Consider the following 14564-nt stretch of genomic DNA (forward strand, 5'->3'; position numbering starts at 1 on the left):
CACCTTAAAAGAATCCCTTTTTGCCCATTTTGCGGATCTGCATGAAAACATTCTGGCCCTGAAACTGGATGGCGCCACCAAGGAAAATTATGTCTGGGGCCTAAGGGTCGGTTTCATGACCTATGGCACAAAGGTTTCAGGAGAAACGGCTCCCTTTTATGAAGCCCTGGAGAGAAAAACCGCAGGATGTATCCGCGGCACCATTTCCAATGCCTCCCATCTCGGCCAGCGTATTGTCCTCAAATCCATGCAGGACGAACGTTACAGCTCAGAGCATGCCCTGAAACATGAGATACTCAAAGCCAGAGCCATGAAGGTTAAGGAAGTCCTGAAGGATCCCGTATATGCAGATGCCTTCACGCCTTACCCTTTCAATGCGGGCTATTTCATGTGCGTTCGTTTAAAGGAGGTTGAAGCTGAAAAGCTGAGGATTCATCTGCTGGATACATACGGCGTGGGTCTCATTGCCTTGGGCAAATACGATATACGGGTAGCCTTCAGCTGCATTGAGGAAAACGAAGTCAAACCCCTCTTTGACACCCTGCTGAAGGGGATTATGGATCTCAAGGCCTAAAATAGGCCACAAGGGAAAAACCACAGGGGCTGCCCCAAAGCCTGCCCCTGTATTTTCCCTCAGTAAAATTTAATGCTTGAAGCTGCGCTGACCCGTAAAGACCATGGCAGCACCGTATTCGTTGCAGGCTTCAATGGACTGATAGTCATTCATGGAGCCACCGGGCTGAATCACCGCAGACACGCCCTCCTTCAGGCCCACATCAATGCCGTCCCTGAAGGGAAAAAAGGCATCACTCACCATGGAGGAACCGATGAGCCCCCCCTTTTCCGCAGTCACACGGGCATCAACCTCCGCCCTTTTGTCTTCATCCTCCAGAAGACTGTAGGCCCTGCCACAGGACTCAAAGCTATAGCGGTCCGCAAGCTTTTTATAGGCCTTGTCCCTTGCAATTTCCGCAACCCCAACCCTGTCCTGCTCACCCGTACCAATGCCCACGGTCACGCCATCCTTCACGTAGATGACAGAATTGGAGGTGACGCCGGACTCCACCAGCCAGCCAAAAAGAAGGTCTGCATATTCGGCCTGGGTAGGCTCCCGCTTCACACCATAGGTCTGCCCCTTGTAATCACAGACCGCAGGCAGGAGGTCCTCTTTTTTCAGGGTGGTCGGAACAAAACTCCACTGGGCCACCAGACCGCCGTCCATCAGACTTTTAAAATCCACCACAGGCTGCCCCACAAACTCCTGCAGCCTTGCCATGTTAGCAATGCGGATCACCCTGAGATTTTTTCTGGCTCCCAGAATATCCATCACCCCCTCCTCAAAATCCGGGGCCACCACCACTTCGGCATACTGGGCAGCAATGGCCTCTGCCGTGGCCTTGTCCACGGAACGGTTCAGGGCAATGCATCCGCCAAAGGCAGCGATTCGATCGGCCATATAGGCTTTGTGGTAGGCCCTTTCCAGACTGGCATCCTTTGCCACACCACAGGGATTGTTGTGCTTGACAATGACCACCGTCGGCGTATCGGTAAAATAACGGAGGATGTTCAGGGCATTGTCCGCATCGGTGAGATTGGTCTTTCCGGGATGTTTGCCGCTCTGGAGCAGCTCGATATCCGAAACAAGGTATTTTCCCGGCTGGAGGGTCCGGGTCTGCCCCAGAATAAGATTGCCGTTCACAAGGCGATAGAGGGCAGCCTCCTGGCCGGGATTCTCCCCGTAACGCAGCCCTTTCCGCACATCATCAATGGTCCATGCCACCTTTTCATAGTAAAGGGTCTGCCTGCTGGCGCCTTCCACAAAGCTGATTTCCATGGCAGAAGAAAAGGCATCATCCATTACGGTTCTATACATTTTTTTCAGATCCTGACTCATACTCACACGCTCCGGTAACAGGGATTGACATCCGTAGAAAATTCAAGATTGCCAAGATAGGCGGCAATGGCTGTATCATAGGCTGCCGTATGGGCAAAGGCCTTTGCCGCCAGACGGTACCTCTGGGCCAGCGTGGTCTGGCCTTCATTTTTACGCATTTCCTCCACCAAAGAAGCGTAATCCTCAGGATCCACAACCGGTGCCACCCGGATAAAGTTTTTGGCAGATGCCCGGATCATGCAGGGGCCGCCGATATCAATGTTGGCTCTGGCATCCTCTGCCGTGATACCCGCCTTTGCAACGGTCTCTTTAAATGGATAGAGATTGACCACCGTCATATCCAGAGGCACCGCCTGCGTACGTTCAAGGTCTAGCCGGTGGCTTTCATTGTAGGTCTCCGTTAAAAGTCCAAGATAGATCTTAAAATCCAAAGTTTTAACAAGCCCTCCCTGGGTTTCCGGCTGTCCCGTATAGTCAGAAACCTGCACGAGTGCGTCTTTGGCCCTGTCCCCCAGAATACCGGCAATGTACTGATACGTGCCGCCCGTGGAGTAAAAAACCACTTCAGGATTCACATCCATCAGCCCTTTTACCAGTATATCCAGATAAGTTTTATCCGACACACTGACCAGCACCCGCTTAACCTTCACCCGTGAATCAATCCGATCCACCCTGTTCACCGTCATATAAAGACTCCTCTAATATAAACATCTTTTTTTCAGTAAAGCTCCATGATGCTGTGCCAGCGTGCCCGTGCCGTATCTGCGGCAAGACCCCGGCGGATGAGGAGCTTCGTCATCACCGGATCATTGTAGCGCAGATAGGGGTTCACCCGCATTTCATCTTCAAGAAGCGAATATACATGCTCCGGATCCATACCCGAAAGAAAAGAATCCAGAAAGGGATTTTCCGGCTCTATGCTCCTTGCAAAGGCCACGGCTTCCCTCACATAGTCATGGCCTGCGTACACCCTTGTGGCCGGAGGAAGGGCCAGAATCTCCCCAACACTGTTAAAAAAAGCATCCAGATCACCGGAAAAACAATTGCCCACGGTCCCGTTAAAAAGGGTGTCCCCGGCAATGAGGCAGCCTTCAGCAAAAAAACAAACGGAATCAAGGGTATGACCCGGCGTGGCAAATACCCGGATAAAGATGCCCCCCAAAGACAGCCCACCCTTTGCCGCCAGCTCCCCGTGGTCAAGGAGAGGCGCTCCTGAGCGCCCTGCAAGGGTCTTGTTGCCCTGCACATGATCCGGATGACCATGGGTGGCCGTCACACCTGCAAGGTGCAGCCCCCCATCGGCTACCTTCTGCAAAATGGCATCCACGGCACCGCCGTCTATGGCCAGTGCTTCCCCGCCTGCCTCCAGAAGATAGGCAAAATTATCTGAGTTGTAACGAAACTGATGAACCCGCATAAAACCTCCCCGTTTCAGACCGCAGCCATGATGTTTTTTCAAGAACATACATTTTTTCATGGACCTTGAAAACAGGCAGAAAAACCAAAAAGCCTAAACCTCCGCAATTAAAAAGTTTTTCCCTTTAAAAAACCCGCATTTCCATCCCCGCAAAGCCCCTCCAACCCCATCCCTGGCAAGATCTGTCCTTGACCTTTTTTGTTTTTATTGTAGTCTAATGGACCAAAGTGGGGGAAAGTGGAATCCGAAAAAGGAGAAACAATGTTCCGGGGCAGTTCCACTCACAAACTGGACCCAAAGGGTCGCATATCCATACCCACCCGTTTCAAGGCGGTGATGGATCAGGAAAACTGCCCCGGCCTGATGCTTTCCCGCATGGATCAGAACATTGTGGCCTACACCTATGGACAGTGGGAAAAAATCGAGCAGCGCATCCTGAGCCTTGCGGAAAAAAGTGATGCCATGCGCCGTTTCAGGAGAGTTTTTGTGGGAGGTGCCCACGACTGCCCCCTGGACAGTCAGGGCCGCATTCTTATCCCCCCATCCCTGCGCAGCTACGCCGGTCTTGAAAAAAACATTGTGCTTGTCGGAGTGCTGGATCATTTTGAAATTCTTTCCGAAGAGCAGTGGAACAGAGAAACCGAACAACTGGAAACAGATATGGAAAACGATGAAACCTTACGGGCTGAAATCGCCAGACTGGGACTCTGATTCATGGACTTTCACCACATCTCCTGCATGCCCGATGAAGTCCTTGCCTTTCTGCAGGGAAAGGAAAAGGGCATTTATGTGGATGCCACACTGGGAGGCTGCGGCCATTCCAGACGAATTCTCACCGAGGTACCCGAAAGCCACCTGATCGGGATTGATCAGGATCCCTATGCCATTGCCCATGCAAAAGAAGCCCTGGCCCCCTACGGCAACCGGGTCACCCTTGTCCATGGAAATTTTTCCGGCATCGGAAGTATCCTGAACGACCTGGGCATCAGCGCTGTAGACGGCATTCTGGCGGATCTGGGGCTGTCCCTGTATCAGCTGGAAGCCAGTGGCAGGGGGTTCAGTTTTAAAGGGGATGAGCCCTTGGACATGCGCATGGATCCGGCATCCCCCCGCAGCGCTGCGGATATAGTAAATCAGGAAAAGGAACAGACATTAAAGACCCTTTTCAGGGATCTTGGGGAAGAACGCTTTGCCGGTCCCATTGCCCGGAGGATTGTGCATGCGCGGGAAGAAAACCCCATTGAAAAGACAGGTCAGCTGGCGGAAATTGTACGCATGTGCATACCTGCAAAACACAGGGCAAAGCAGAAAATTCACCCTGCCACCAGAGTATTCATGGCCTTAAGAATTGCCGTCAATGAGGAACTTGAAAAACTGGATTTCTTTTTGAAGGAGGCCCCTTTGCGACTTTTGCCCGGTGGGAAAATGGTTGTTTTAAGCTTTCATTCCCTTGAAGACCGCAGGGTCAAGCAGGCCTTTCGTAAACTGGCCTTCCCCTGCACCTGCCCACCGGACTTTCCGCTGTGCAACTGCGGTGGCAGGGCGGACTTCCGCCTGCTGACATCAAAGGCCGTTAAGCCCGGAGAAAAGGAAATCCTTGCAAACCCCATGGCCCGGAGCACCCGCCTGCGGGCTTTGCAGCGCTTGCCATGAATCCAAAAACCTATACGCCGGGCCCTGGAGCCTGGATCTGTCTTTTGAGTATTTCTTTTATCATTTTATTTGGTGCCACCTGGATCCGGACCCAGTGTACCAGTCTGAATTTTTCCATCAGCCAGATCCGGGAAGAAAAGGCAAGGCTGGTGACCCAAAACCGCAACCTTGAAATTGAACAGGCCAGACTGCGCTCCCCGGAGCGCATCCGGAACCTTGCTGAAAACCGCTTGGGACTTTCCATTCCCAAACCTGAAAATATCATTGATCTCAGTGGGACTGTCCATGAAAAAGGTCCATAAACCCACATTTGCGAAACAACGCTTCCATCTGGTGGCCCTTATTTTTTCGCTTCTATTTCTGTCCGTTGCAGGCAGGGCTTTTCAGGTCCAGGTCCTGCAGAAAGACAGTCTTGCCCAAAAGGCCGAGCGCCACTTCAGGACGGCTTCGGTGTTTCATGGCAAGAGGGGAAATATTCTGGACACAAACGGTGCCCCCCTGGCCGTCAGCATGGAGGCCGCCAGCATTGCCATCCGACCGGGCTTTTTCCCTGACAGACATGCCGCAGCCGAAGGCATTGCCCGCATACTGGGAAATACCACAGCAGAAATTCTCCCTTTTTTTGCAGAAGACCGCTTTACATGGCTGGCCAGAAGAATCCGTCCAGAAACCGCAGAGGAAATCCTTGCCTTCGGCAAAACCCTGGACATCACCGCAAGTCAGAGACGGATGGCCATTCAGGTCTTTACGGAAAACAGCCGTGCCTATCCCAACCGGGAAATGGCTGCCCAGGTCATCGGGTTCACAGGAACCGACGGCGATGGCCTGGAAGGCCTGGAACACCGGTACAATGATCTGCTCAAAGGCAGTGCACAAAATATGAACATTATCCGGGATGCCAGAGGACGATGGTTCAGCGAAGGATCTTCCCTTCCACAGGTGGAACCCGGTAAGGATATTGTACTGACCCTGGACAAAACCCTCCAGCACATAACGGAGTCGGCCCTCAATGAAGCCGCCGGACGCTCCGATGCCGCAGCTGGCATGGCCGTTGTTCTCTGTCCAAAAACCGGGGATATCAGGGCCATGGCCCATTATCCCTCCTTCAACCCCAATGACTTCAGGCACTACCCCAGAGAGTTCTGGCGCAACCGTGCGGTGAGTGAACCCTTTGAACCCGGCTCCACTACCAAGGTTTTTCTTGTGGCCGGTGCCATGGACAGAAATTATATCCGGCCGGACTCCATTTACCACTGCGGCAACGGTTCCTACCGCATCGGTCCCGTAACCATCCGGGATACAAGGCCCCACGAATGGCTTTCCGTTACCCAGATCCTGCAATTTTCCAGCAATATCGGCTCCGTAAAAATTTCTGAAGTCATGGGTGAAAAAGCCCTCTACGACACGCTGAAAAGCTTTGGATTCGGTGAAAGGACCGGTATTGAATCCCCCGGGGAAACCAGGGGACTGCTGCGGGACTGGCAGCGATGGAGAGCCGTGGACACGGGCAACATTGCCTTTGGTCAGGGTTTTTCTGCCTCTGCCATCCAGCTGGCTGCTGCTGCAGGAGCCATTGCCAATAAGGGGGTCCTCATGCAGCCCCGCCTCGTAAGGGAAATCCGGAACACCTCCACCGGGGAAGTGGAAACGATCCCCCCCAGAGCCGTCCGCAGGGTTATTTCCCCTGAAACCGCAGCCACGGTAAAGGCCATGATGGCCACAGTGACCCAGACGGGCGGTACTGGAGTCGCCGCAGCTCCTGCGGGATATCGCGTGGCAGGAAAGACGGGAACCTCCCAGAAAATTGAACCCGACGGCAGCTATTCCAGAACCCGTTTCATGGCTTCTTTTTTAGGATTTGCCCCGCTGGATGATCCGGCCCTTGTCATTATGGTCATGCTGGACGAACCAAGGCGCAGCTATTATGGTGGCGTCGCTGCAGGTCCTGTTTTCCGGACCATTGTATCCGAAGGTCTTGCCTATCTGAACATTCCACCGGAACCCATGGGCCCCATCACCACAGCCATGGCGCAGGGAGACATCCATGAAGGTTTCTGATCTCTTCTCCCCATGGGACAAATTCGGCAATTCACCCTTCATCCTGAGAGAAAGGTCTCCGGAAAACCCGGACATCCGGGGAATTCATTATAATTCAGAAAAAATCCAGCCCGGAGATCTTTTTGTCGCCGTTCCGGGTTTTGCAGCAGACGGTCACTGCTTTGCAAGGCAGGCGGCTGAAAAGGGGGCTGTTTTTCTGGTTGCAGAACGCCCCGTTCCCGAAGCCGGTCTTCCCACGGCCATTGTCAGTGACAGCCGCAAAGCCCTTGCCGCCCTCTCTGCGGCCTTTTACGGCTTTCCTGCCAAAGATCTTACCCTCATCGGCATTACAGGCACCAATGGCAAAAGCACCACGGCCCATATTCTTGAACAGATACTGATCCATGCAGGCCATGCAACGGGTGTGATGGGTACCATCGACTGGCACTATCCCGGTCACAGGGAGACGGTATCCACCACCACACCGGAATCCAGGGATCTGCAGGCCAGACTGGCAGCCATGGGAGACGCTGGCGTGACCCATGTCATCATGGAGGTTTCCTCCCACGCCATCGACCTTGGCCGCATTGCCCACACCCCCTTTGATGTGGCCGTGTTCACCAATCTCAGTCAGGATCATCTGGACTACCACGGAAACATTGAAAACTACTGGAACTGCAAAAAAGGCTTCCTTGAAGGTACCCTGAACGGCCGTTACGGTAAAAAAGGGGCCTGCCTTGTTCTTAATATTGATGATCCGCGGGGAGAAAAACTGCTCAACGAATGTATTGCCCGCACCGGGGGGCACCGCCTTCTTTCAACGGGCCAGCATCCCGATGCCCTGATACGGCCAGGCGACCCCCGTTTTTCCCTTTCGGGCATCCGCTGCAGCATTGCCACACCTGAGGAAACCATCCCCGTCCACTGCCCCCTTGTGGGAGCCTTCAATCTGGAAAATATCCTTGGAGCAGCAGCAGCAGCCCTTGCCTTGCAAGTGCCTCCCGAAACCATTAAAAAAGCCCTTGAAAGCCCCTTACGTGTACCCGGCCGCCTTGAACCGGTTTCTGACCCCAGGGAACGTTTTATTTTTGTGGATTACGCCCACACCCCCGACGCCCTGAAAAAAGCACTGAGCGCCCTGAAAAAATCTACCCATGGCCGCCTCATTGTGGTATTCGGCTGCGGCGGCGACAGGGACAGAACCAAACGCCCCCTCATGGCAGGCATTGCCGCAGCCAATGCCGACTTCTGCGTCATTACCTCGGACAATCCCCGCAGCGAAAACCCGGAAGCCATCATACAGGACATTCTTCAGGGTATTCCCGAAGGCACCCCGTTTCTTGTGGAAAAGGACCGGGAAAAAGCCATCCTGGCAGCCATTGCCATGGCAGGCCCCGGAGACACCCTGCTCATTGCCGGCAAGGGCCATGAAAACTATCAGATTGTGGGGAATAAAATCCTGTCCTTTGATGACAGGGCCATTGCGCAGAAAGGAGTGCTTTCCCATGCCTGACAGCCTGCCATGGACATGCAAGGACATTCTGGACGCCACAGGCGCTGACCTCCTTTCCGGCAAAGGAGAAAACCTTTTTTCCGCCATTGCCACGGATTCCAGAAAAGACCTGCAAGGGGCTCTCTTTGTGGCATTAAAGGGAGAGAACCACGACGGTCATGATTTTTTAGAAAAGGCTCTGGCTGCAGGCTGTGCAGGCATTCTCATGGAAAAAACCCGCTGGCATGAAGTCCGTTATCTTTTCAGGGATAAAACGGCTTCCGTCTTCGGTGTGGAGAATACACTGAAAGCCCTGGGCCAGCTGGCCCGTCACCGTCTTTCCCTGTGCGGTTCAAAGGTACTGGCTGTCACAGGCTCCAACGGCAAAACCAGCACCAAGGAAATGCTGGGCTGCATTTTCCGCACAGCCGGTCCCTGCCTTGTTACGGAGGGGAATTTCAACAATGAAATCGGACTCCCCCTGACCCTTTTCCGGCTAAAACCCCATGATAAATGGGCCATTCTGGAGCTGGGCATGAACCATCCCGGAGAAATGGAAAGGCTTTCTGCCATCTGCCAGCCAGACATGGCCATCATCACCCGCATTGCACCGGCGCACCTGGAAGGGCTGGGTTCCGTGGAAGGGGTGGCAAGGGCCAAGGGAGAAATCCTCTGCCACATGAAAAAGGGCAGCCGTCTCCTGATTAACGGATCGGACCCCAACTCAGAACGTATCCCCCTGAAAGAAGGCATTGAGACCTTACGTTTTGGCAGGCATGCCGATTGTGATTATTCCATGGAAAACCTTAACTGCCACGCAAAGGGTTCATCCTTTACCCTGCACATAAAAAATGCTTCCCCCCTTGCCATTCACCTGAACGTCCCCGGTGCCATGATGGCAGAAAACGCCATGGCAGCAGCAGCGGCAGCCTTAATCGCTGGCATACCTGAAGACATGGTGCAGGAAGGCCTTGCATCCTTCAGGGGTTTTTCCGGTCGTTTTCAGCCCCTTGCAACGGAAACCGGATTTATCATCATCAATGACACCTACAACGCCAACCCCGACTCCATGGAAGCGGCCCTGACCCAGACAGTGCGCATGGCAGACAGGGGCAGAAGCTTTGCCGTTCTGGGCAGCATGGGGGAGCTGGGAAAAGATGCCGCAGCCCTGCACCGCCATGTGGGAGCGCTGGCTGCCCAAAAAGGCATCCATGCCCTTTATGTCTGCGGTCCCCACGGAAAGGACTTTGCCGAAGGTGCCCGCAGCGCAGGAATGAAAAATATTGTCTGCGAGGATAAAGACAGGCTTGCGGCCATGATTTTTCCGGAACTGAAACCTTCAGACCGGGTTCTTGTAAAAGGTTCGCGCTCCATGACCATGGAAAGCGTTGTGGATCAACTGCTACAGGCTGCACGTACAGCTCAGGGGAAATAACCATCCATGCTCTATCACCTGCTTTATCCTCTGCATACCTGGCTTTCTGCACTGAATGTATTCCGCTACATCAGTTTCAGAACCATCTATGCCACCATGACCGCCCTGCTGATCTGTATTCTGCTGGGACACTGGGCCATAAAAAAACTGAAAGCCATGCAGGTGGGGCAGTATATCCGGGAAGAAGGACCCAAATCCCATCAGAGCAAGGCAGGTACCCCCACCATGGGCGGCCTCCTCATTCTGTTTGCCATTACAGGTGCCACCCTGCTTTGGGTGGATCTTAAGAATCTGTACCTCTGGATAGCCCTGCTCACCACTCTGGGGTTCGGACTCATCGGCTTTGTGGATGACTGGCTCATGCAGGTGAAAAAACACAACACGGGCCTTTCCTCCACCAATAAGTTTCTGCTTCAGGTTCTGCTTGCCCTCATGGCATCCATACTCATTTATCTCATGCCGGATTTTGATACCCGGGTCACCTTTCCCTTCTTTAAAAATTTCAGCCCGGATCTGGGTATCGGCTATATTTTCTTTGCCACTTTTATCATTGTGGGTGCCTCCAATGCGGTCAACCTCACCGACGGCCTTGACGGGCTGGCCATCGGCCCTGTGACCATTGCCGCCGTCACCTTCACCATTTTTGCCTACATTGCCGGGCACTGGGGACTGGCCTCCTACCTGCAGGTGCCCTTTGTCAATGGTGCGGGAGAACTGGCCATCCTCTGTGGTGCCGTGGCCGGTGCCGGTCTGGGCTTTCTCTGGTTCAACAGCCATCCTGCCCAGGTCTTCATGGGGGATGTGGGCTCCCTGCCCCTGGGGGCCTTTTTAGGGGTGGTTGCGGTCATCACCAAACAGGAGCTGCTCCTTGTGATTGTGGGCGGTATTTTTGTCATGGAAGCCATCTCCGTTATCCTGCAGGTGGGATATTTTAAAATGACCGGGGGCAAAAGAATTTTCCGCATGGCCCCCCTGCACCATCATTTTGAACTGAAAGGGTGGAAGGAATCCAAAATCACCGTACGTTTCTGGATTATCGCCATCATTCTGGCCCTTGTGGCCGTGAGCACCCTCAAGATACGTTAGGACCAGATTCCATGCCTTCTTCATCACTTAAACATGCCATTGTCATCGGGCTCGGTATTTCGGGTATGGCCGCAGTACGCCTTCTCAAAAGCCAGGGCTGCCGTGTTACGGGCATGGATGAAAGGGCTGGCAGGTCAGATTATCAGGAAATCCCCGATGCCTTCATCCCCATGATCTGTCCGGAAACGCTCCTTGGGGCGGATCTGATCATCCTCAGCCCCGGAGTGGATCCCAGGCGTCCGGAACTGGAAAAGGCCAGACAGAAAAAAATTCCCGTGATCGGAGAGCTGGCCCTCGGCCTGCGGCAGCTCACGCTTCCCTTTGTGGCCATCACGGGGACCAATGGCAAAAGTACGGTTACCGAACTTGTCGGTGCCATGCTGACAGCCTCGGGCAAAAAGGTGTTTACGGGTGGCAATCTGGGACTTCCCCTCTGTGATTTTGTTCTTCAGGGATGCCCTGCGGACATTGCCGTGCTGGAAGTTTCCAGTTTTCAACTGGATACCCTGGAATCCTTTACACCCGATGTGGCCGTACTCCTGAACATCAGCCCGGATCATCTGGACCGTTACCCGGACATGGCCGCCTATGCCACATCCAAGGCAAGAATTTTTAAGGACATGAAAAAGGGGATAGCCGTTCTCAACCACAAAGACCCCACAGTCCGGGCCATAGGGGAAAAGCTGTCCCTTACCACCCACTGGTATGACAGGGAAAAGGACGGAACAGGCATCCGGGAAAAAGGCCTCATCCTTGAAAACGGCAAGGTTCTTGATTTGAGCCATTTCCCCCTGCCCGGTCGCCATAACCTTGAAAATCTCGCAGCCGCCCTGCTGACGGCAAAGGCGGCCGGTGCCACGGAAGAAGGCATGGAAAAGGCCATTGGAAACTTCTGCGGATTAGAGCACCGCATGACACCCGTGGGCAGTATCCGCGGCATCCCCTGCTACGACGACTCCAAGGCCACCAACATGGACGCCGTGTGCAGGGCCCTTTCTGCCTTCAAGCGTGACGTGGTCCTCATCATGGGTGGCAGGGACAAGGGCGGAGATTACAGGGCCATGGAAGAAAGTGTGCGCAGATATGCCCGAAGTCTTATCCTCATGGGCGAAGCCGCCGATGCCATTGAGCAGGCCCTCGGACATATGGTCCCATGCAGGCGGGCAAAAGATATGGAAGATGCGGTAAAGAAAGCCGTACAGGCAGCGGACAGCCAGACCCCCATCCTGCTTTCACCGGCCTGTTCCAGCTTTGACATGTTCAGGGATTATAAAGACAGGGGAATGCAGTTCCGCAGGGCCGTGGTCCGTTTTGCCGCAGAGGAGGTGCTTCCATGAAAACGACCTTCGACCATAAAGGGAAATTCAGGGAAGACCCCTGGCTATGGGCCCCCCTTCTCATCCTTATGGGCACCGGCCTTGTCATGGTTTACAGTGCCAGTGCCTCAAGGGCTGCACTGAGCTTTGGCTCGGAATACCATTTTATCTTCCGTCAGGCCATTTATATGACTGCCGGTCTTGCCGCCCTCTTTATCTTCCGCATCTTCCCCTACCGCTTTCTTGCCGGGCTGGCCTACCCCATTCTGGGCCTTGCCCTTCTTTTTCTTGCGGCGGTTCTTTTCAGTGATTACGGCCATAAAGCCGGTGGTGCCCAAAGGTGGCTGATCCTTGGGGGCATCAGTTTTCAGCCATCCGAATTTGCCAAGTATGCCCTCATCATTTACATGGCCTACTCCCTGAACAAAAAGCACGAACAGATAAAAAATTTTACCATTGGTTTTCTACCCCACTTTGTTGTACTTTCTTTCTTCGCTATCCTGCTGATACAGCAGCCGGATTTCGGGTCCATTCTGATTCTCATGGCCCTGGCCTGGATTCTCATGTTTCTCGCCGGTGTCCCCTTCCTTCACCTAGCCTGGCCCGTTATCCCCCTGGGGGCTTTTTTTACATGGATAATATACACAGCACCCTACCGCATGCGCAGGATCTTAAGCTTCACCGATCCCTGGGCCCACGCACAGGATGAGGGGTATCAGGTATCCCGGGCCCTGATGGCCTTTGGCAACGGCGGTCCCCTGGGACAGGGATTGGGAAATGGACGCATGAAAATGGAGTATATACCTGAATCCCATACAGATTTTATCTTTGCCGTCATTGGTGAGGAAACCGGTCTCTGGGGAGTCTGCATGGTCCTTAGCCTCTTTGCCATTCTTTTCTGGCGGGGTATGCAGGTATCCATGGCCGCACCGGACCGTTTCGGCCTCTATCTGGGAACGGGCATTGCCGTGGCCCTTGCCATGCAGGTTCTCATCAACACGGGTGTAACACTGGGGATGCTGCCGCCAAAGGGGCTTACCCTGCCCTTTCTCAGCTATGGCGGCACTTCCCTTGTGGTCAATCTCGCTGCCATGGGTATTTTAATGAATATTGCCGCCTCAAGGAGCAAAGCATGAACGCAGAAAGCAATACCCGCCGCCTTCTCATTGCTGGTGGCGGAACCGGAGGGCACCTTTTCCCTGCCCTTGCCATTGCAGAAGAATTCCTTGCCCGGTCTGAAAAAAACAGGGTGCTGTTTGTCAATGCCGGCAGACCTCTGGACCATAAAATCCTCGATGGCCGGGGAATGCCCCACCAGACCATCACCGTTTCCGGCTTAAAGGGTATGGGATTTTTCCATAAGATCAAAGTGATGGGCGGCTTTCCTCTGGCCGTGAAAAAAGCTGCGGATATTCTGCGCTCCTTCCGGCCCCATGTGCTGCTTTCCGTTGGCGGGTACAGTGCAGCACCTGCGGCTCTGGCCGCAAAAATGATGGGGATTCCCGTCATCATCCATGAGCAGAACAGGCTGCCCGGCCTGACCACCCGCCTCCTCAGCCCCATGGCTGCCGAAGTACATGTCTCCTTTCCCGGAACCCCCCTTAAAACAGCGGGTAAAAAAATTCGCCTCACAGGAAATCCTGTGCGCCGGGAGCTTGTGGCATGCCGGAAAAAAAGGAGAAAAACAGGAGACAGCCTGAATCTGCTCATCCTTGGTGGCAGCCAGGGAGCAAGGGGACTGAACCGGGCTGTGTGTAAAGCCCTCCCCATGCTGAAAGGACTGCCCATCCGGGTGGTTCACCAGACAGGCAGCGCCGATTTTGAAGAAGTCAGCCAGCATTATCATGGACTGGGTATGAAGGCTGAAATTATTCCCTTTATCGAAGACATGGTTTCCTGCTATGCAGGGGCGGATCTTGTGCTTTCCAGAGCAGGAGCCACAACCGTTGCAGAGCTTGCTGCCGCAGGACTGGGAGCCATTTTCATCCCCTTCCCCCATGCTGCGGACAACCATCAGTATCATAATGCCAAAGCCATGGCCGAAGCCGGTGCAGCCGTAATTTTTGAAGAGGACAGGCGGACATCTGAACTTTTAGTGGCAACCCTGTCGGCCTGTGCAGAAGACCCGGATACCACAGAGAAAATGGCCGGGGCGGCCCTTGGTCTTTCACGCCCTGATGCGGCAGAAACCCTAACCAGTGCCATTATGGCCCATATGTCAGGGGTATAATTTT

The 14564-nt window shown here is 53.9% G+C and carries 14 protein-coding genes; 11 read left to right on the plus strand and 3 right to left on the minus strand.

The window, feature by feature from the left end:
* On the plus strand, positions 1 to 574 hold a 574-nt coding region (locus LZ24_RS13055; protein WP_144685837.1), incomplete at its 5' end, for an aminotransferase class I/II-fold pyridoxal phosphate-dependent enzyme.
* 69 nt (positions 575 to 643) lie between these two features.
* On the opposite strand, the gene LZ24_RS13060 is transcribed toward LZ24_RS13055, so the two are convergent.
* Genes LZ24_RS13060 through LZ24_RS13070 form a run of 3 tightly spaced genes read right to left on the minus strand, consistent with a single transcriptional unit; the run spans position 644 to position 3359 of the window.
* Positions 644 to 1894, minus strand: a complete 1251-nt coding sequence (locus LZ24_RS13060; protein ID WP_144685839.1) for an IMP cyclohydrolase — start codon at positions 1892 to 1894, stop codon at positions 644 to 646.
* A gap of 2 nt (positions 1895 to 1896) precedes the next feature.
* A complete protein-coding gene (locus tag LZ24_RS13065; RefSeq protein ID WP_144685841.1) occupies positions 1897 to 2580 on the minus strand; it encodes a hypothetical protein in 684 nt (227 codons plus the stop codon).
* A 32-nt stretch (positions 2581 to 2612) separates the two neighbouring features.
* Positions 2613 to 3359, minus strand: coding sequence for an MBL fold metallo-hydrolase (locus LZ24_RS13070; protein ID WP_186443138.1), 747 nt, complete (start codon positions 3357 to 3359; stop codon positions 2613 to 2615).
* A gap of 213 nt (positions 3360 to 3572) precedes the next feature.
* Here LZ24_RS13070 and mraZ point away from each other — a divergent pair, with 213 nt between their 5' ends.
* Genes mraZ through murG form a run of 10 tightly spaced genes read left to right on the plus strand, consistent with a single transcriptional unit; the run spans position 3573 to position 14560 of the window.
* Positions 3573 to 4022, plus strand: coding sequence for a division/cell wall cluster transcriptional repressor MraZ (gene mraZ / locus LZ24_RS13075; RefSeq protein ID WP_144685845.1), 450 nt, complete (start codon positions 3573 to 3575; stop codon positions 4020 to 4022).
* A 3-nt stretch (positions 4023 to 4025) separates the two neighbouring features.
* Complete coding sequence (gene rsmH / locus LZ24_RS13080; RefSeq protein WP_144685847.1) at positions 4026 to 4964, plus strand: 16S rRNA (cytosine(1402)-N(4))-methyltransferase RsmH; 939 nt, start codon at positions 4026 to 4028, stop codon at positions 4962 to 4964.
* Positions 4965 to 5008: 44 nt separating this feature from the next.
* Positions 5009 to 5266 (plus strand): FtsB/FtsL family cell division protein, encoded by a 258-nt coding sequence (locus tag LZ24_RS13085; protein WP_186443139.1) that lies wholly within the window; start codon positions 5009 to 5011, stop codon positions 5264 to 5266.
* Positions 5250 to 7022 (plus strand): peptidoglycan D,D-transpeptidase FtsI family protein, encoded by a 1773-nt coding sequence (locus tag LZ24_RS13090; protein WP_144685851.1) that lies wholly within the window; start codon positions 5250 to 5252, stop codon positions 7020 to 7022. Before LZ24_RS13085 ends, LZ24_RS13090 begins: the two co-directional genes overlap by 17 nt.
* Complete coding sequence (locus tag LZ24_RS13095; protein ID WP_144685853.1) at positions 7009 to 8514, plus strand: UDP-N-acetylmuramoyl-L-alanyl-D-glutamate--2,6-diaminopimelate ligase; 1506 nt, start codon at positions 7009 to 7011, stop codon at positions 8512 to 8514. Before LZ24_RS13090 ends, LZ24_RS13095 begins: the two co-directional genes overlap by 14 nt.
* Entirely contained in the window at positions 8507 to 9928 is a 1422-nt protein-coding gene (locus LZ24_RS13100) for a UDP-N-acetylmuramoyl-tripeptide--D-alanyl-D-alanine ligase (protein ID WP_186443140.1), read from the plus strand. Before LZ24_RS13095 ends, LZ24_RS13100 begins: the two co-directional genes overlap by 8 nt.
* Before the next feature lie 6 nt (positions 9929 to 9934).
* Positions 9935 to 11014: a phospho-N-acetylmuramoyl-pentapeptide-transferase gene (gene mraY, locus LZ24_RS13105; RefSeq protein ID WP_144685856.1), complete on the plus strand. Its 1080-nt coding sequence runs from the start codon at positions 9935 to 9937 to the stop codon at positions 11012 to 11014.
* Positions 11015 to 11025: 11 nt separating this feature from the next.
* The gene (gene murD / locus LZ24_RS13110; RefSeq protein ID WP_144685858.1) at positions 11026 to 12351 is read left to right on the plus strand and encodes a UDP-N-acetylmuramoyl-L-alanine--D-glutamate ligase; all 1326 of its coding nucleotides are present in this window, start codon (positions 11026 to 11028) and stop codon (positions 12349 to 12351) included.
* On the plus strand, positions 12348 to 13466 hold the full coding sequence (gene ftsW, locus LZ24_RS13115) for a putative lipid II flippase FtsW (RefSeq protein ID WP_144685860.1): 1119 nt from the start codon (positions 12348 to 12350) through the stop codon (positions 13464 to 13466). The genes murD and ftsW overlap by 4 nt, the downstream gene beginning before the upstream one ends.
* Positions 13463 to 14560, plus strand: a complete 1098-nt coding sequence (murG, locus tag LZ24_RS13120) for an undecaprenyldiphospho-muramoylpentapeptide beta-N-acetylglucosaminyltransferase (protein ID WP_144685862.1) — start codon at positions 13463 to 13465, stop codon at positions 14558 to 14560. Before ftsW ends, murG begins: the two co-directional genes overlap by 4 nt.
* Positions 14561 to 14564: the final 4 nt, after the last annotated feature.

Origin of the sequence: Desulfobotulus alkaliphilus (assembly GCF_007830435.1) — a bacterium.
In the GTDB taxonomy this organism is placed as follows: domain Bacteria; phylum Desulfobacterota; class Desulfobacteria; order Desulfobacterales; family ASO4-4; genus Desulfobotulus; species Desulfobotulus alkaliphilus.

What these genes read in the sequence shown, in the direction of transcription:
- LZ24_RS13060 (WP_144685839.1), bottom strand. Translation starts at nt 1,894, where the DNA reads ATGAGTCAGGATCTGAAAAAAATGTATAGAACCGTAATGGATGATGCC.
- LZ24_RS13065 (WP_144685841.1), bottom strand. Translation starts at nt 2,580, where the DNA reads ATGACGGTGAACAGGGTGGATCGGATTGATTCACGGGTGAAGGTTAAG.
- LZ24_RS13070 (WP_186443138.1), bottom strand. Translation starts at nt 3,359, where the DNA reads ATGTTCTTGAAAAAACATCATGGCTGCGGTCTGAAACGGGGAGGTTTT.
- mraZ (WP_144685845.1), top strand. Translation starts at nt 3,573, where the DNA reads ATGTTCCGGGGCAGTTCCACTCACAAACTGGACCCAAAGGGTCGCATA.
- rsmH (WP_144685847.1), top strand. Translation starts at nt 4,026, where the DNA reads ATGGACTTTCACCACATCTCCTGCATGCCCGATGAAGTCCTTGCCTTT.
- LZ24_RS13090 (WP_144685851.1), top strand. Translation starts at nt 5,250, where the DNA reads ATGAAAAAGGTCCATAAACCCACATTTGCGAAACAACGCTTCCATCTG.
- LZ24_RS13095 (WP_144685853.1), top strand. Translation starts at nt 7,009, where the DNA reads ATGAAGGTTTCTGATCTCTTCTCCCCATGGGACAAATTCGGCAATTCA.
- LZ24_RS13100 (WP_186443140.1), top strand. Translation starts at nt 8,507, where the DNA reads ATGCCTGACAGCCTGCCATGGACATGCAAGGACATTCTGGACGCCACA.
- mraY (WP_144685856.1), top strand. Translation starts at nt 9,935, where the DNA reads ATGCTCTATCACCTGCTTTATCCTCTGCATACCTGGCTTTCTGCACTG.
- murD (WP_144685858.1), top strand. Translation starts at nt 11,026, where the DNA reads ATGCCTTCTTCATCACTTAAACATGCCATTGTCATCGGGCTCGGTATT.
- ftsW (WP_144685860.1), top strand. Translation starts at nt 12,348, where the DNA reads ATGAAAACGACCTTCGACCATAAAGGGAAATTCAGGGAAGACCCCTGG.
- murG (WP_144685862.1), top strand. Translation starts at nt 13,463, where the DNA reads ATGAACGCAGAAAGCAATACCCGCCGCCTTCTCATTGCTGGTGGCGGA.